At 66.9% G+C, this 16,705-nt stretch carries 18 protein-coding genes; 8 read left to right on the top strand and 10 right to left on the bottom strand.

Annotated elements, in window-relative coordinates:
- The first annotated feature begins 95 nt into the window (after window positions 1-95).
- The 3 genes from WDM86_00550 (at window position 96) to WDM86_00540 (ending at window position 2,485) form a co-directional block, all read left to right on the top strand.
- Entirely contained in the window at window positions 96-1,115 is a 1,020-nt protein-coding gene (locus WDM86_00550; GenBank protein MEI9988503.1) for an NADP-dependent oxidoreductase, read from the top strand.
- Between the two features lie 143 nt (window positions 1,116-1,258).
- Window positions 1,259-2,269 (top strand): hypothetical protein, encoded by a 1,011-nt coding sequence (locus WDM86_00545; protein ID MEI9988502.1) that lies wholly within the window; start codon window positions 1,259-1,261, stop codon window positions 2,267-2,269.
- Window positions 2,270-2,320: 51 nt separating this feature from the next.
- Window positions 2,321-2,485 (top strand): type II toxin-antitoxin system prevent-host-death family antitoxin, encoded by a 165-nt coding sequence (locus WDM86_00540; GenBank protein ID MEI9988501.1) that lies wholly within the window; start codon window positions 2,321-2,323, stop codon window positions 2,483-2,485.
- 26 nt (window positions 2,486-2,511) lie between these two features.
- Here WDM86_00540 and WDM86_00535 read toward each other — a convergent pair whose 3' ends face one another.
- From WDM86_00535 to WDM86_00525, 3 genes are all read right to left on the bottom strand, one after another.
- Window positions 2,512-3,234, bottom strand: coding sequence for a hypothetical protein (locus WDM86_00535; protein MEI9988500.1), 723 nt, complete (start codon window positions 3,232-3,234; stop codon window positions 2,512-2,514).
- A gap of 59 nt (window positions 3,235-3,293) precedes the next feature.
- Window positions 3,294-4,670, bottom strand: a complete 1,377-nt coding sequence (locus WDM86_00530) for a 3-deoxy-7-phosphoheptulonate synthase class II (GenBank protein MEI9988499.1) — start codon at window positions 4,668-4,670, stop codon at window positions 3,294-3,296.
- A gap of 90 nt (window positions 4,671-4,760) precedes the next feature.
- The gene (locus tag WDM86_00525; GenBank protein ID MEI9988498.1) at window positions 4,761-5,081 is read right to left on the bottom strand and encodes a hypothetical protein; all 321 of its coding nucleotides are present in this window, start codon (window positions 5,079-5,081) and stop codon (window positions 4,761-4,763) included.
- A 176-nt stretch (window positions 5,082-5,257) separates the two neighbouring features.
- Between WDM86_00525 and WDM86_00520 the strand changes: the two genes are divergently transcribed.
- From WDM86_00520 to WDM86_00510, 3 genes are all read left to right on the top strand, one after another.
- A complete protein-coding gene (locus WDM86_00520) occupies window positions 5,258-6,841 on the top strand; it encodes an AMP-binding protein (GenBank protein ID MEI9988497.1) in 1,584 nt (527 codons plus the stop codon).
- A gap of 75 nt (window positions 6,842-6,916) precedes the next feature.
- Window positions 6,917-7,699 (top strand): type II CAAX endopeptidase family protein, encoded by a 783-nt coding sequence (locus WDM86_00515; GenBank protein ID MEI9988496.1) that lies wholly within the window; start codon window positions 6,917-6,919, stop codon window positions 7,697-7,699.
- Window positions 7,700-7,777: 78 nt separating this feature from the next.
- Window positions 7,778-8,308 carry a hypothetical protein gene (locus WDM86_00510; GenBank protein ID MEI9988495.1) on the top strand — a complete coding sequence of 177 codons (531 nt, stop codon included), beginning with the start codon at window positions 7,778-7,780 and terminating at the stop codon, window positions 8,306-8,308.
- Window positions 8,309-8,315: 7 nt separating this feature from the next.
- Here WDM86_00510 and WDM86_00505 read toward each other — a convergent pair whose 3' ends face one another.
- Together WDM86_00505 and gor are read right to left on the bottom strand one after the other, a co-directional pair.
- Window positions 8,316-9,476 (bottom strand): hypothetical protein, encoded by a 1,161-nt coding sequence (locus tag WDM86_00505; GenBank protein MEI9988494.1) that lies wholly within the window; start codon window positions 9,474-9,476, stop codon window positions 8,316-8,318.
- Between the two features lie 162 nt (window positions 9,477-9,638).
- Entirely contained in the window at window positions 9,639-11,036 is a 1,398-nt protein-coding gene (gene gor, locus WDM86_00500) for a glutathione-disulfide reductase (protein ID MEI9988493.1), read from the bottom strand.
- Between the two features lie 91 nt (window positions 11,037-11,127).
- On the opposite strand from gor, the gene WDM86_00495 reads away from it, so the two are divergent.
- On the top strand, window positions 11,128-12,306 hold the full coding sequence (locus WDM86_00495; protein MEI9988492.1) for an alpha/beta hydrolase: 1,179 nt from the start codon (window positions 11,128-11,130) through the stop codon (window positions 12,304-12,306).
- On the opposite strand, the gene rpiA is transcribed toward WDM86_00495, so the two are convergent.
- The 4 genes from rpiA to WDM86_00475 are packed head-to-tail and all read right to left on the bottom strand — an operon-like array spanning window position 12,287 to window position 13,714.
- Entirely contained in the window at window positions 12,287-12,994 is a 708-nt protein-coding gene (rpiA, locus tag WDM86_00490; protein MEI9988491.1) for a ribose-5-phosphate isomerase RpiA, read from the bottom strand. The genes WDM86_00495 and rpiA overlap by 20 nt on opposite strands.
- Entirely contained in the window at window positions 12,991-13,290 is a 300-nt protein-coding gene (locus WDM86_00485) for a PIN domain-containing protein (GenBank protein MEI9988490.1), read from the bottom strand. The genes rpiA and WDM86_00485 overlap by 4 nt, the downstream gene beginning before the upstream one ends.
- A complete protein-coding gene (locus WDM86_00480) occupies window positions 13,287-13,448 on the bottom strand; it encodes a hypothetical protein (GenBank protein ID MEI9988489.1) in 162 nt (53 codons plus the stop codon). The genes WDM86_00485 and WDM86_00480 overlap by 4 nt, the downstream gene beginning before the upstream one ends.
- Window positions 13,445-13,714 (bottom strand): type II toxin-antitoxin system prevent-host-death family antitoxin, encoded by a 270-nt coding sequence (locus WDM86_00475; protein ID MEI9988488.1) that lies wholly within the window; start codon window positions 13,712-13,714, stop codon window positions 13,445-13,447. The genes WDM86_00480 and WDM86_00475 overlap by 4 nt, the downstream gene beginning before the upstream one ends.
- A 48-nt stretch (window positions 13,715-13,762) precedes the next feature.
- Between WDM86_00475 and solA the strand changes: the two genes are divergently transcribed.
- Complete coding sequence (solA, locus tag WDM86_00470) at window positions 13,763-14,884, top strand: N-methyl-L-tryptophan oxidase (protein ID MEI9988487.1); 1,122 nt, start codon at window positions 13,763-13,765, stop codon at window positions 14,882-14,884.
- Here solA and glmS read toward each other — a convergent pair.
- The gene (gene glmS, locus WDM86_00465) at window positions 14,871-16,700 is read right to left on the bottom strand and encodes a glutamine--fructose-6-phosphate transaminase (isomerizing) (protein ID MEI9988486.1); all 1,830 of its coding nucleotides are present in this window, start codon (window positions 16,698-16,700) and stop codon (window positions 14,871-14,873) included. The genes solA and glmS overlap by 14 nt on opposite strands.
- Window positions 16,701-16,705 lie beyond the last annotated feature (5 nt).

The following is a 16,705-nucleotide window of genomic DNA, read 5'->3' as shown; positions in this document are numbered from 1 at the left end:
CGACTCATAAAATGTTTCGTCTTGTTACACCAAGGGCCGCTGATAGGCTGCCGGTTCCCAATATTTCCGCCATTTCAAGGGTTAAGGAGCGTCCCATGGACAACCAAAAGAACCGTGAAATCCGTCTGAAGTCCCGGCCCCACGGGCTGCCGACCACCGACAACTTCGAGCTGGTCGAGACCGCCGTGCCGACGCCGGGGCCGGGCCAGGTGCTGGTCCGCAACAGCTACATCTCGGTCGATCCCTATATGCGCGGGCGGATGATGGACCGGCAGAGCTATGTCCCGCCGTTCCAGATCGGCGAGGCGCTGACCGGCAGCGCCATCGGCCAGGTCGTCGCCTCCAACAGCGAGGCGGTAAAGGTCGGCGACATCGTGCAGAGCATGTATGGCTGGCGCGAATGGTATGTCGCGAACGGCGCGGAGGTGCAGAAATTCGCGCCGGCGGCTCCGCTGTCGGCCTATCTCGGCGCGCTCGGCATGCCGGGGCTGACGGCCTATGCGGGGCTGCTGCGCGTCGGCGCGCTGAAGGACGGCGAGCGGGTGTTCGTGTCGGCGGCGTCGGGCGCGGTCGGCCAGGTCGTGTGCCAGATCGCCAAGGCGAAGGGCTGTTACGTGGTGGGCTCGGTCGGCTCGCAGGAGAAGGCGGATTACCTGGTCTCGCTCGGGGTCGACAAGGCGATCGTCTACAAGACCTGCGGCGACCTCAACGCCTCGCTGGCGGCGGCGTTTCCGCAAGGCATCGACGTCGATTTCGAGAATGTCGGCGGGGCGCATCTGGAAGCGGCGATCTACAACATGCGGCCGGGCGGACGCATCGCGCTGTGCGGGATGATCGACATGTACAACGCGACGGAGCTGCCGCCGGGGCCGTGCAATCTGGCGCTGGCGATCGGGCTGGGGCTGACGATCAAGGGCTTCGTGGTGCCGAGCCACTACGACCTGCTGGCCGACTTCCACCGCGACATGGCGAAATGGGTGGCGGAAGGCAAGATGACATGGCGCGAGACGATCGTCGACTGCGTGGAGAGCGCGCCGGCCGCGTTCATCGGACTCTTCAAGGGCGAGAATATCGGCAAGATGGTGGTGCGGGTCGGACCGGACAAGGCGGTGTGAGGGCGCTCGCCGCCTGTTGAATTCCTAAGCTTCGCCCCCCTGCACGCATGTGAATTTTCCAGTATTCGCGCCAGAGTTCTTGTGAAATACTTGTGCTTATGGGTCGGAATACTTCGATCTCGGCGCTCGACTGGATTGGAAAGATGTCAGACGCACAGGCCACAGTGATCGCGGCGGTGATAAGCTTGTGCGGTGCGGCGGCTTCGGTGGCCGTTGCCGCGTTCAATCCGTTCGCGGCAAGGAACCTTGAGCGCCTCAAGACGGAGCTCGCAAAACAGTTTGCCCGTAGCAGCGCCCGCATAGAATACGAGTTCGAGGCGCGCAAGCGGCTTTACGCGGAGTTCGAGCCGTTGCTGTTCCAACTCGGCGAGGCGACCGAGGGCGCCTACTATCGTGTCGTCAGTCTCGTCCGCACGCAGAAGGCAGGCAAATTGGGAGCCGCCCCGCAAAGCTGGCTGAGCGAGGGCCGCGGCGGCAGTGTCGGTCCGAGATATTATGCAACGTCAACGATCTACTTGCTTTTTCTGCCTTTGGTGATTTACAGGCTCATCCAGAGATCGGCCACTTTTTTCGACCTGTCGCTCGATGCCGACATCAGGACGAAATACTACCTGCTCAAGGCCGCGGCCGTCCTTCTCACGGACGACTACGAAATCGCGAAGGTTGCACCGGCCCTCGAATACGAGCCGTCGAGGACCGACTGGGCGACGGCGCGCTTGACGGCGTCCGCCACGATTTGGCGGCAGGGGCTCGTCATCGGCCACCTCGAGCAATTTCTGGATGCGATGATCATCGTTGAAGGAGCGCAGCGGCGTCCCATGACATTCGGCGAATTTCAGGCTGCCGTAACGGGGGGCAAGGCGGAGTTTCTCGACGCCTACGAACCTGCGGCGGACATACTGAGAGATTTCTCATTCGATACACGTCCCGTCCTTGGACGCATTCTGCTAGCCTATGCCGTTCTCATGGACTTGCTGTCGCGAACCTATGCATCGCTCCCACCGCGAAGCGAGATGGAAGCCGCAGTCGATATCTTTGCGAACTCCGACAAGGCCAAAGATATTCTCGAATGGTGTCCCGATCCCGTCAAGAACGGGTGGGGTGCAACGATACCCTACCTCAAGCAGCATCTCGGCTGGGTCTACAAGCGCTGACCCATTCGTCGTGTCGGTGACTTCGCGGGCGATTTCGGATAGGCTCGCGCCATGACGGAATGGTCGCTCAAGGATGCGAAGGAGCATTTCGACGAGTTCATCATGGCCACTCGCAAGTCGCCGCAACTGGTTGTCGAAGATGGCGGGCCGGTGGCGGTTGTCATAGACGCCGCGGAATACGAACGGTTGGCGGGAAAGTTCCCCACCTCGGCCTGACCCGATGGCCTTTTCACGCGGCCCGATCAGGTCTCCGGCCCACTCGCCTTCAGCGTCGCGAGCGCGGCGACGACGAGGTAGGCGAGCAGCAGCGGCGCCAGGCCGGTCAGCAGCGAGCCGGCGATGCCGGTGAATATCCCGCAGCCCAGCCAGCCATAGGCCGTGCCGACATAAAGAAGCTGGAAGCTCACGATGGCGACGAGGCCATAGACTGCCGCCAGCAGTGTCGGGCCGAAGGAGGAGGGGCGCAGTGTGCGCTCCAGCCGGAGAATCCCCGCCGTCAGGCCGATGCGCGACACCGCCGAGGCGACGAAGATCACGCCGAGCAGCCAGGCGAAGGCCGAGGACAAGGCCAGCGCGTAGATGCGGTCGTGGCCGAGCGTGCAGGCGATGAGGCGCGCGGCCAGCGCATGCTGGCCGGGCACGACGAAATACATCGCGTTCTGCAGCGCGTCGCCGACCGGGCCGCCCTTGGCGGGCGAGCTGAGGAAGATCTGCGCCAGGAAGCTCAGGATCACGAAGGCGACGAACACCGTCTCGTTGAAGCCCGGCATGAGATGGCGCGGCTTCAGCCGCGCGAGAAGCGTCGAGGTGCCACCCGACGAGGCGCCGAAACCGCCGACGAACAACAGCCCCATGGCGCCGAACAGAAGCACGCAGACGACGACGTCCTGCACGGCGGCGAGCGGGGTATCGCCGCGGCTGAGCGCGAGGTTGACGCCATGCGCCGCCGCGAAGAGGCAGAACACGACCCACCCTTTCGCGAGAAGCCGCGCCACGCCCATGCGGTTCGCGCCCTATTGCCCGTTCACGCCGAGGCCGCCAGGCGGTCGCTTTTGACGCGTTCGGCGCGGATCGTGTCGGCGAGCAGGAAGGCGAGCTCCAGCGCCTGGCTCGCATTGAGGCGCGGGTCGCAGGCGGTCTGGTAGCGGTCGAACAGGTCGATCTCCCTGATCGCCTGGGCGCCGCCGAGGCATTCGGTAACGTCCTGGCCGGTCATCTCCAGATGGATGCCGCCGGCATGGGTCCCTTCGGCGCGATGGATGGCGAAGAAGGATTTCACCTCCTCGAACACCCGGTCGACGGGGCGCGTCTTGTAGCCGGATTGCAGCTTGATCGTGTTGCCGTGCATCGGATCGCAGGACCACACGACGTTCAGCCCCTCGCGGCGCACCGCGCGGATCAGCTTGGGCAGATGGGCGGCGATCTTGTCGGAGCCGTAGCGCGCGATCAGCGTCAGGCGGCCGGGCTTGTTCTCCGGGTTCAGCGTGGCGCAGAGCTTGATGAGGTCTTCCTCGGCGAGGCTGGGGCCGCATTTGAGGCCGATCGGATTTTTCACGCCGCGGCAGAATTCGACATGGGCGCCGTCGGGCTGGCGCGTGCGGTCGCCGATCCAGACCATGTGGCCGGAGGTGGCGTAGTGCTCGCCGGTGATCGAATCCTGGCGGGTCAGCGCTTCCTCGTAAGGCAGCAGCAGCGCCTCGTGGCTGAAATAGAAATCGACGCGGCTGGTCTGCTGCTTCACCGCGTCGGCCAGCGAGAACGTCTTCATGAAATCGACGCCCTGGTCGATCTTGTCGACCACTTCGCTGTAGCGGCGGCTGAGATCGGCGTGGTGGTGGTCGAGATTCCAGTGCCGCGCGCGGGCGAGGTCGGCATAGCCGCCGGTCGCGAAGGCGCGCACCAGATTGGCGGTCGCCGCCGCCTGGTAATAGGCGCGCATCAGGCGCTCGGGATCGGGCGTGCGGGCGGCGGCGGTGAACTCCCCGCCGTTAATGTTGTCGCCGCGATAGGAGGGCAGCGTGACGCCGTTCTGGGTCTCGAAATCGTCGGAGCGCGGCTTGGCGAATTGCCCGGCGATGCGGCCGATCTTCACCACCGGCAAATTGGCGCCGAAGGTCAGCACCGTCGCCATGCTGAGGAAAACGCAGAACGTGTCGCGGATGTTGTTGGCGGTGAATTCGGCGAAGCTCTCGGCGCAATCGCCGCCCTGGAGCAGAAAAGCCCGGCCCTGGGAGACCTCCGCCAGGCTGGACATTAAATTGCGCGCCTCGCCGGCGAACACCAGCGGCGGGTGGGTCTTCAGGCGTGCTTCCACGGCCGCCAGAGCCGCCTTGTCCGGATAGTCCGGAACCTGACGGATCGGCCTGGAACGCCAGCTTTGCGGGGACCAGGGCTGGGCCACGCGGAAAACCTCCAAAGGGGTCACGGGGATATAGGAGAAGCCGCCCGGCTTTGCCAGCGGCAGGCGCGACGCTGGTGAACGGTCGGCCGGCTAGGGCCCGAACGCCGGGCGCGCCGCGGCGGCGATGTTGGCCATGGTCTGGGCGCAGGCATGGCGGCGCAGGAGGCCGTAGCGGACGTCCAGGCGCTTGCGGAAATTCCAGTCGGGATGCATTGCCTTGGCCCAGGCGGCATAGCGCTGCAATTCGTCCTCGCGGGCGTCCGCGCCGGCGAGGGTTTCGGGACATTGGAAGGCGGCATCGAAGGTGGCGTCGTCGACCAAAGCGGGCGCGGCCGCATCGTCGCCATCGGCGGCGAAGGCGGGGCCGGACAGCGTCGCGAACGCGATCAGCGCGATGGCAATAACCCTCATGCCGCTCTCCCCCTGCCGGCGCCAGCCTACACGATGCGGCGCGGCTCAGGCCATGGTTAAACCGCGACAATCTGGGGCGGTGGCGTAACCCGTGGCCTTGGGCGGCGCGTTTCAGTAGCGTTGCGCCAGCGATATTTGCGCGAGCCGCCGGCAGGGACGGCAGCGCGGGAGGCACGATGGACACGCGCGATCCGGCATTCCTCGAACGGCTGATGGGCTATGCCGGCGCCGGCATGGTCAGCGCCTTCTGGGCCCAGGTGAAACCCGAGCGCGTGGCGATCTGGGACCGCTTCGGCGAGCACTCCTATGCCAAGATCAACGCGCAGTCGAACCGGCTGGCGCGGGTGCTGCGCGAGGAGGGCCTGAAGCCCGGCGACGCGGTGGCGCTGTTCTGCACCAACCGCGCGGAGTTCATCGAGACGCTGAACGCGACGCGGCGCGCCGGGCTGCGCGTGACGCCGGTGAACTGGCATCTCAAGACCGACGAGATCGCCTATATCCTGAACGACTGCGAGGCCAAGGCGCTGATCGCGGAGACCAAGTTCGATACCGTCCGCGAGGCGGTGCACAAGGCGCCGGGCATCGGGTTGAAACTCTCGGTCGGCGGATTGGCGGACGGGTTCGAGGATTACGACGGGGCGCTCGAAGGCATCGACGGCGCCGATCTGGACGATCCCGTGATGGGCAGCCAGATGCTCTATACCTCGGGCACCACGGGGCGGCCCAAGGGCGTGCACCGGCCGCACGGCGTCGCCACGCCGCCGCAATTCGCCGGCTCGAACGCGGGATATGATCCGGACACGGACGTTCAGATGTGCGCCGGGCCGGGCTATCACGCGGCCCCGCTCGCCTTCGACATCGCGATCCCGCAGGCCTCGGGCGTGCCGATCGCCTTTATGGGCGAGCGCTGGGACACCGAGGAAGTGTTCCGCACCATCCAGGCGCGGCGCGTGACGCACGCCCATCTGGTGCCGATCATGATGCAGCGCATGCTGGCGGCGCCGGCGGAGATGAAGGCGCGCTACGACCTGTCGTCGCTCAAGATGATCGTGCACGGCGCGGCGCCCTGCCCGCCCGAGGTCAAGCGCGCGATGATGGATTGGCTGGGGCCGATCCTATTCGAGTACTATGCGGGCAGCGAGGGCGGCGCGGGCTTCTATATCCATGCCGACGAATGGCTGAAGAAGCCAGGCAGCGTCGGCAGGCGGCCGGCACTGATGCGCGTGAAGATCCTGGACGAGGAGGGCAACGAGCTGCCGGCCGGCCAGGCGGGGCTGATTTATCACGAGACGGCGAAGCTCAACCCGTTCACTTACTACAAGGACGACAAGAAGACGGCGGCGTCGCATCGCGGCGAGTTCTTCACCCTGGGCGACATCGGCTATTTCGACGAAGACGATTATCTGTTCCTGACGGGCCGCTCGGCGGAGATCATCATCTCGGGCGGCGTGAACATCTATCCGCAGGAAGTCGACAACGAAATCATCCAGCATCCGGCGGTCGAGGACGTATGCACCATCGGCGTGCCGAACGCCGAATGGGGCGAGGAGGTCAAGAGCGTCGTGCTGCTGAAGCCGGGCGTGGCGCCGAGCGAGGCGCTGAAGCAGGAGATCATCGACTTCGTGCGGCCGCGTCTGGCGGGCTTCAAGGTGCCGCGCTCGATCGACTTCGTGGCGGAGCTGCCGCGCAGCGCGGCGGGCAAGATCAAGCGCGGCGATGTGCGCAGGCCGTTCTGGGACGGACGCAAGGTGCAGATCTAGGGCGCTTTGACGGCAATCAAGACGGGGCGCCCAGGCGGGGGGGTAAGTTCGGCGCGCATCCTCGGCGATTTCGTCATGGCGGTCGGGCGTCCCCTCGCGCTGTTTGTCGCGATCCTGTTCGCGGTCTCGGTGCCGTTCTGGTTCGCGGGGTTCGTGTGGCACGGATTCCTGCCCAGGAGCATTCCGATCGCCCTGCCGGTCAGTGCGCTGATGACGTTCGTGCCGGCGCTGTCGGCGTGTGCCGTGCTCTATCGGCGCGGCGGCTGGACCGCGGTGGGCTCGCTTTTGGCGCGGACCTTCGATGCGCGGCGCATCCGGTCGGCCGTGTGGCTCGCGGCGGCGTTCCTCACCATGCCGCTGGCGATGATCACATCGTTCCTGTTGATGCTGCTGTCCGGCACCCGGATGCCGGATGCCCATATCGCCTACGCGACGGCGCCGGCGATGTTCGCGATGTTCTTGGTCGGCGCGGCCGGCGAGGAACTCGGCTGGCAGGGTTTCGCATTCGAGGAACTGGAGAAGCGCCACGGCGTGCTCGCGAGCGCATTGATCCTGGGCGCGATATGGTCGGCTTGGCACGTCATCCCGTTCTTCCAGACCGGGCACGATTGGGCCTGGGTCGCATGGCAATGCGTTGTCACGGTGTTCCTGCGTATCGTCATGGTGTGGCTTTATGCTTATGGCGGGCGGAGCGTGTTCGCGGCCATCGTGTTCCACGCGATGAGCAACGTTTCGATATTCCTGTTTCCGAATTTCGGTTCCCACTACGATCCGCGGATAACGGCCGTCGTGCTGGCGGGCGTCGCCGCCGTCCTAGTCGCGGCGCGCGGGCGGGGCGTGGCGAAAGAACGGGCGTAGAGCACAGATAAAACGGAGCCGTTCGCTATTAGGGCACCATGGCCCTATGGTCACCGCGATTTCCCAGCGAGGACTTTCATGAGATCGCGCTTTGTCGCCGCCGCACTGGTGTTTCTGTCGCTTGGCGCGCCGGCGGGCGCGGCTTCGGCTGTCGGCCCGCAGGATGTCCGCAGCGTGGTGGGGCTGATCCAATATCTCTATGCCGGCTACGACAACGGCGCGAACGAGCGCAAGAGCTTCTTCGAGACGGTACCGTGGGACATCGACACCGGCCGGCTGATCGGACGTGTCGACACCTGCCAGCGCTCCGGCGACGGCGAGGTCATCGACTATGACTGGCCGAGCGATTCCCAGGACCCGGTGATCAGGAACCTCGCCGTGACGTTCGAGGGCAGTCCGGCGAAGGACCGTGCGACGGTGCGCGCGATGTTCTCGCAGGGCGGGCCGAAGCCGGTCGTGATCCATTATGACATGAAGCTGTACCAGGACGCGCCGCTGCCGCGCCGCTGGGGCGTGAGCAATATCCGCATCCAGGATACGCGCGGCACCGACGACCTGCTGAAGAACCTGAAGCGAATCCTCGCGACCGATTGCAAGGCGTTCAAGTAGGCGCGCGTCAGCGGAACGGGTTGAACCCGCGTTCCGCCAGCGCGGCCCAGGCGAGCGGCGCCAGCGCGGGGATGTGGAAATATCCGCGCGGCTGTGTCGGATCGGTGTCGAGCATGAAGCCGGTCGCTTGCGCCGCGGTGTCGGCGGCGTAGTAGGCGCCATCGGGCATGCGCATCGCGGCGATGGCGCGATCGAGAGCCGCCGCTTCGGCGTCGCGATGCAGAACTCTCATCAACAGCGCGGCCTGGGCAGTGCCTTCAGTCCAGAGGCCGGCGCGCGCTTCGCTGTAGGCGTAGCCGCCGTCGCGCGCGAGACGCTTGCGCAGCGTGGCGGGAACGGCGCGATAGCGTGCCGTGTCGTCCAGCGCGAGCAGCGGAAAGACCTGAGCGTCGAGCGCGAGGAACCGGTTGGGCGTGGCGCCGTCCAGGCCGGTGCCGGCGGCGAAGCAGCGGCAATCGGCCAGCCAGCTCGCGCGCACCATCGCCTCGGCGGCGGCCGCGTCGGCCAGCCAATGCTCGTCGCCGCTCGCTTGCGCCAGGGCGCGGAAGGCGGCGGCGAGATCGGTGTTGTGCTCGGTGGATTTCCAGGTGAGCAAATCGGGCGTGGGCTCATGGCCGAACACACCGCCGATGAAACCGCCGGGGCCGCGCGCGTCGCGCCAGCGCTCCAGCCACGCGCCGATCCGCCGCGCGCCGGCGCGATAGCGCGGATCATGTGTCGCGCGGTCGAGGGCGAGCAGCGCCAGCATCGCCCAGGCCTGGTTTCCCGTGTCGCTGCCGACCTGGTAGCGGTCTTCGACCCATTTGTTGAGCTTGGCGTCCCACCAGCCGGCGAGTTTCACCGGGCTCGCGGGCGCGCCGGCGAGATAGGCGTTGCGCAGGCGACCGTCGTGCCAGAAACGGTCGTCATCCTGCGCCGCCAGGATGGCGTCGCCGATGCGGCGGGCATGCGCGATATCGTTGCAGCCGATCAGCGCGATGGTCGCGGCGGCGTTGTCGTAGAGAAACGCGGCGTCCTTCAGTTCGCGGATCGTGGTGCCGGGGTAGCTGGCGAGGAAGACCGGACCGGCGGAGGGGACGAGTTGGGCGGCGAGCGTGACGCAGGGGGTCGGCGCCGCATTTGCCGCCGTGATCGCGGCGAGGAATGCGATGTGGAGCATGCTGCGCAAGAACATCGCCTCACCTGACTCTTGCTTTGCTTGGGTCGAAGCTAAAGTTCAACTCACCCCTTGTCATCCGCCGCGAATGCGGCGGACCCAGGTGAAACTTGTACCGCCGGAGCAGGCGTCAACTGGGTGCCCCGCATTCGCGGGGCATGACACCTTTAATTTTTAATCGAGGTCAGCCGGCGTCTTGCTGTAGCTCTTCGTGCGCATCGTCACCAGTTCCTCGGCGGCCGTCGGATGCAAGGCGATCGTCGAATCGAACTGCGCCTTGGTCGCGCCGATCTTCACGCAGACGGCGACGATCTGGATGATCTCGGCGGCGTGGTCGCCGAAGATGTGGCAGCCCAGCACCTTGTCCGTCTTCGAATCCACAATCAGCTTGAACGTCGTGCGCGCGTCACGGCCGCTCAGCGTGTGCTTCAAGGGGCGGAACACCGATTTGTAGACATCGATGCTGTGGCCGAGGCCCAGCGCCGTCACCTCGGTCATGCCGACGACGCCGATCTCCGGCGTGGTGAAGACGGCGGTGGGAATATTCTGGTGGTCGACCGGCGTCGGGACGCCGCCGAACACGGTCTTCACGAAGCACATCGCCTCGTGGATCGCGACGGGCGTCAACTGGATGCGGTCGGTCACGTCGCCGATGGCGTAGATGTTGTCGGCGCTGGTCTTCGAATAGTGGTCGACCAGGACCTCGCCGCGCCTGCCGAGCTCGACGCCTGCCTTCGCGACATGCAGCGCATCGGTGTTGGGGGCGCGGCCGATGGCGAGCATGATCTCGTCGCACTCGATCACGTCGCCCTTGTTGGTCTCGGCGTGCAGGCAGCCATTGCGCCGCTCGATCTTGGTGAACTCGCAGCCCAGCGCGACATGCAGGCCCTTGGTCACCATCGATTCGGCGAGCGCGTCGCGGATGTCCTCGTCGAAGCCGCGCAGCACCTTCCGGCCGCGATAGAGCAGCGAGACCTTCGAGCCCAGGCCGTGGAAGATGTGGGCGAATTCCAGCGCGATATAGCCGCCGCCGGCGATCAGGATGCGCTTGGGCAATTGCTCCAGGTGGAACGCCTCGTCCGACGTGATGCAGAGATTGCCGCCGGGGATCATATGCGTGGTGCCGAGCTCGCGGGTCGGGCGGTTGCCGGTGGCGATCAGGATCTTGTCGGCGGTGACGCGGCGGTCGTCGTTGAGGAGGCGGATGGTGTGCGCGTCCTCGAACACCGCACGGTCCTGGAAGATGGTCACGCCGGCGGCCTTGACGTTCCGCGTGTAGATCGCCTCCAGCCGGGCGATCTCCTTGTCCTTGTTGGCGATCAGCGTCGGCCAGTCGAATTTCGGCGTGCCGATGGTCCAGCCATAGGCGGCGGAATCCTCGAAATCCTCGTGGAATTGCGCGGCATAGACGAACAGCTTCTTGGGGATGCAGCCGCGGATCACGCAGGTGCCCCCCATGCGCCATTCCTCGGCCAGCGCCACGCGGGCGCCGCCGAGCGCCGCCATGCGGCTGGCGCGCACGCCGCCAGAGCCGCCGCCGATCACGAAAAGGTCGTAGTCGTATTGTGCCATGTGCCTGCCTTATGGTCTGCCTTGCGGGCGTCGCGGGGACGGGTTTATCCGAACCCGATATGGGGGCCAAATTAGCATGCGACAGGGAGGGATGCGCGCCGCAATACGGCTATGCGCGGGCCTGTTCTGCGCCGGGGTGTCGCTCGGCGGCTGCACGCTGTCCGATTCGCTTAGGCATGACGATATCCGCTCGGTCTGGACCCAGCCGCCGAACACGGTGACGCGGCAGGCCGTGGTCTTCGCGACCGACCGGCAGGCGGATGGGAGCGCGCTGGGCTATGGACTGCACTGGGACGCGGCGATCCATTGCGGGGTGGCCGAGCTCGAAGTCCCCGGCGCCTTCGTCTTGGGCCAGACGCCGCGCTGGCCCAAGGCGACGCTGGCGCAGCCGCCCATCGCCTGCGACGTCAAGACCGACATGGACGGATTCGCTGAGGCCGTGGCGGCGCGGGCGCGCGGCTGCGGCCGGGTGCTGCTGTTCGTGCACGGCTATAACCAGACCTTCAACACGGCCATCCTACGGGTTGGGCAGCTCGCGACGGACACGCAATGGCACTGCGCGGTCGCGGCGTTCTCGTGGTCGAGCGAGGGTAAGTTCGACCGCTATGCCGCCGACATCGAGCGCAGTGGCTATGCGGTGCCGGAACTGATCGAGGCGTTGCGCGCGCTGAACGCGGCGGGGCTGAAGGTCGATGTCGTGGCGCATTCGATGGGGGCGCGGGTGACGCTGACGGCGCTGGCGGCCTTGTGCAACCGGCGGGCCGTGCCGGTGGCCGACGAGCTCCTGCTGGTGGCGCCGGACGTGAGCGCCGAGCACGACAATGACGATTTCGGGCACCTGCTGGCGAAGGGCGCGCCTTGCGTGATGCGCGCGACGGTCTATGCCTCGGATAATGACCTGATCCTGGTGACGTCGGAGGGCGTGCATGGCGGCATCCCGCGCGCCGGCCGCGTGCCGGAGCGCGACCTACAATATCTGAAGGACGGAAAGGTCGATATCGTCGACGCCAGCGCGGCGCCGGGCGATCCGTTCGGGCACGGATATTTCGTCCTCTCCTATGAGATGATGGACGACATGATGTGGGTCTTGTCGGGGCTGCCGATCGAGCGCCGCGCCGCCGCCGACGCGCTGGGCGGGCCGACGCTTTCCTGCGCCACGCCGGGCTGCGGCGACAAGCACTATGTGCTGCGAGTGGCGAAGGATCGGGGACCGGATACCCAGACGCGGCTGCTGCGCGCGCTGTGGCCGCTCATTTTCCGCGTTCAATGACCTCGACTTCGCCGGGATGGGCGACGAGCAGCGTGGTGGCGAGCCCGACGAAGAGCCCGTGCTCGACCACGCCGGGGATGTCGGCCAGCGCCTGGGCCAGCTTCGCGGCCGAGGTGATGGCGCCGAACGCGCAGTCATAGAGCACGTTGCCGGAATCGCTGCGCACCGCGGCGCCGTCGCGGCTGCGCAGCGCGATCGGGACGTCAGCGTAGCCGAGCGCGGCGGACGCGGCGGCGATGCGCGCAGCGGTGGTCTTGTGGCCGAATTCGAGGACCTCGACCGGCAGCGGGAACCTGCCGAGGCGGGCGACGAGCTTGCTGTCGTCGGCGATGACCACCATGCGCTTCGACGAGGCGGCGACGATCTTCTCGCGAAGCAGCGCGCCGCCGCCGCCCTTGATGAGGGTCAGTTCACGGTCGGCCTCGTCGGCGCCGTCGACGGTGAGGTCGAGCGGCGCAAGATCGTCGAGCGCGGCGAGCGGGATGCCGAGGGCGCGGGCCTTGGCGGCGGTCTTCTCCGAGGTCGGCGCGCCGATCACATCGAGCCCGCCGCGTATGCGGGGCGCGAGAAGTTCGAGGAATATCTCGGCGGTGGAGCCGGTGCCGAGGCCGAGCTTCATGCCCGGCCGGACATATTCGAGGGCCTTGGCGGCGGCGGCGCGTTTGAGGGCGGAAGGATCGGCGGTCATGGAGACAGTCTAGCGAAGGCCGGCGCGTTCGTCACAGGGCGGCGACGGGGATTCCCAGGGTGCGGGGCGCAATCGGCCATGCGCTGGTCGAAGGTCGCGAGCTCGGCGCCGAGGCGCTGGGCGATGGCGAGGTGAATGGCGTCCGGCGTCCGCAAGGTTAGATCGAGGCGGCGCAGCATCGCGGCTGCGTCAATCAAGTTGGAGTGGTCCATCTCGACCACGGTCGTCTTCCGCCGCACCCAATCATCGAAATTGGCGAATGCGCTTCGCGATTCAGCCTCGGTCGACAGCTTCACGCGTAGCCGAATGCCGACAACGGAGGCAAATTCGGCCGAGGCAAAACGCCCACGATCAAGCCGGACGGCCCGGTGGACAAAAAGGACCGCACGCGCGCGATGAACGGATCTGGCAGAAAAAGCGGCACAATGACACTGGTGTCGAGGTAGACGCTCAACGCGCCCATTCCTCGTCGCGCATGCGCGAAACGAACGTGCCGGCGTCTTCCTTCGGCATCTTGCCGCCGACCCGATGGCTGTCGAGCCACGCCACGTCTTCCGCCGTGATCCGGCGCTCGGCAATGGACACCGCCGACGAAGCCACGGGCTTGATCTGTGCCACGACCTCGCCGTCCTGCGTGATGACGACGTCCTCGCCCTTGCGGGCGCGGTCGATCAACTCGGAGAGCTTGTCCTTGGCCTCGGCGATGCTGTGCGTAGACATAGGCGGAATATAGCGTTTGGATGGGTTGTCTGTCCACGAAACCGGAAAATGCAGCGTCATAGGGACTACGACATCGCCGTCATCGGCCTGGGCGCCGCCGGAAGCGCGGCGCTGAATGCGCTGGCGCGGGCCGGCGTGCGCGCCGTCGGGATCGACCGGTTCGATCCGCCGCATGCGCTGGGCAGTTCGCATGGCGAGACGCGGCTGCTGCGCACCGCTTACGCCGAGGGGCCGTTCTATGTACCGCTGGTCAAGCGCGCCGTCACGCTGTGGAAGGCGGCGGAGCGGCGGGGCGGGGTCAAGCTGTTCGAGCAGACCGGCGTCGTCTATGCCGGGCCGGACGGCAATCCCTTCATCCGCGGCACGCTGGACGCGGCGGACGCCAAACAGGTGCGACTGACGCCGGCGCGCGGGCTGGAGGCATGGTTCGACCTGCCGGACGACTGGCGGCGGGTTCGCGAGAGCGGCGGCGGCTTCGTCTATCCCGAGCGCGCCATCGCGACGTTCCTGAAGGAAGCGCGGCGGCGTGGCGCCACCGTCTTCAAGAACCGCGCGTGCGAAACCATCGACCGGTCGGGCAAGCGGGTCGTCGTCCGCACGACGCGCGGCGACATCGTGGCGGATCGCGTGGTCGTCGCCACGGGGGCGTGGATCGGCGAATTGCTGCCGGAGCTGAAGCCCGCCACCTTCGTCGAGCGGCGGGTGCTGCACTGGTTCGCCGATCCGGAGCGGCGGTTCACGCGCCGGCGCGGCTTTGCGCCGTTCGCCATCGGCACGGAGGACGGGCAGATGATCTACGGCTTTCCGGCCAACGCCAAAGGCGAGGTGAAGGTCGCCGAGCATGTCAGCGTGCAGGTCATCGCGACGCCGGACGCGCTGGATCGCCGCGTGACGAAAACCGATATCGATGCGATTGCGCCGCTGGCGCGGCGCCTGATGCCGGGGCTGGGCAAGCGGCTGCGCTCCGAGGTCTGCATGTATCCGATGGCCAAAGATGAGCGCTTCATCCTGGCGCGCCATCCACGCGACCGCCGGATCGTGATCGGCGCGGGGCTTTCGGGCCACGGCTTCAAATTCGCGCCGGCGATCGGCGAGGTGCTCGCGGACCTGGCGCTCGGCAGGGCGCAACGCGTACCCATCGCGAAATTCGGCTGGCCTATTCGACCGTGACGCTCTTCGCCAGGTTGCGGGGCTGGTCGACGTCGGTGCCCTTGGCCACGGCGGCGTGATAGGCCAGAAGCTGGATCGGAATCGCGTAGAGCAGCGGCGCCAGGAAGGGATCGGCCTCCGGCACCTGGATCGTCGCCCATACCGCGTCGCCGGCGCGCGCGATGCCCTGCGCGTCGGAGATCAAAAGCACCTTGCCGCCGCGCGCCATCACTTCCTGCATGTTGGACACGGTCTTCTCGAACAGCGCGTCGTGCGGCGCGATGACGATGACCGGCACCGTCTCGTCGATCAGCGCGATGGGGCCGTGCTTCATCTCGCCGGCGGCATAGCCTTCGGCGTGGATGTAGGAAATCTCCTTCAGCTTCAGCGCGCCTTCGAGCGCCAGCGGGAAGCTCGGGCCGCGGCCCATGTAGAGGACGTCGGTGGCCTTGGCGATCTCCTGGCCGAGCACTTCGATCCTCGGCTCCTGCTTGAGGAATTCCGCGATGTGGCGCGGCGCGGCCAGCAGCGCGGCGCAGAGGCGCTTCTCGTCGGCCTCGCTCAGCGTGCCGCGCGCCACGCCGGCGGCGATGGCGAAGGAGGCGAGCGCCGCGAGCTGGCAGGTGAAGGCCTTGGTCGAGGCGACGCCGATCTCCGGCCCCGCGAAGGTCGGCAGCACGATGTCGGCCTCGCGCGCGATGGAGCTTTCGGCGACGTTGACGATGGCGATGGTGGTCTGGCCGTGGACTTTGGCCTCGCGCAGCGCGGCGAGCGTGTCGGCGGTCTCGCCCGATTGCGAAACGAACAGCGCCGCGCCGTCCTTCGGATAGACCGGATCGCGGTAGCGCAGCTCCGACGCGACGTCAGCGTCGACCGGCAGGCGCGCCAGCTTCTCGAACCAGTATTTGCCGACCAGGCCGGCATAGAAGGCGGTGCCGCAGGCGGTGATGGTGAGGCGCGAGGCCTTGGACAGCGCGCCGCGCAGGCCGACACCCTGGCGCTGCACCACGGGGCCGGCCGGATCGAGATAATGCGCCAGCGTGTGGCCGACGACCTCGGGCTGTTCGTGGATTTCCTTCGCCATGAAATGACGCTTGCCGCCCTTGTCGACGATGGCGGCGGAGGCGCTGGTGACCTTCACCTCGCGGTTGGCGGGGCGGCCCTCGCGGTCGAAGATAGAGACCTGGGCGCCGTCGACCACCACGACGTCGTCGTCTTCGAGATAGGAGACCTTGTTGGTGAAGGGCGCCAGCGCGAAGGCGTCGGAGCCGAGATAGGCCTCGTGCTCGCCATAGCCGACGGCGAGCGGCGCGCCCTTGCGGGCGCCGATCAGGAGGCGCTCATGGCCGGAGAAGATCATCGCCAGCGAATAGGCGCCGGTCAGCCGGCGCACCGCGGCCTGCGCCGCTTCGGATGGCGTCAGGCCCATGTCGAGGAAATCGGTGACGAGATGCACCGCGACTTCGGAGTCGGTCTGCGATTCGAAGACGTGGCCCTTGGCGATCAGCTCGTCGCGCAGCTCGCGGAAATTCTCGATGATGCCGTTGTGGACGATGGCCACGCGCCGGCTGGCATGGGGATGGGCGTTGGTTTCGTTCGGCGCGCCATGCGTCGCCCAGCGGGTGTGGCCGATGCCGGTGTGGCCGGACAGCGGGTGGGCGTGCAGGACCTCGCCGAGGCGGTCGAGCTTACCAGGCGAGCGGCGGCGCTCGATATGGCCATGGACCAGCGTGGCGATGCCGGCGGAATCGTAGCCGCGATATTCCAGGCGCTTAAGGGCATCCAGGATGACCGGCGCCACGTCGCGCGTGCCCGCGATTCCGACAATGCCGCACATACTCA

This window comes from Rhizomicrobium sp. (assembly GCA_037200045.1).
Lineage (GTDB): Bacteria > Pseudomonadota > Alphaproteobacteria > Micropepsales > Micropepsaceae > Rhizomicrobium.
This window is presented reverse-complemented; position numbering and strand designations above follow the sequence as displayed.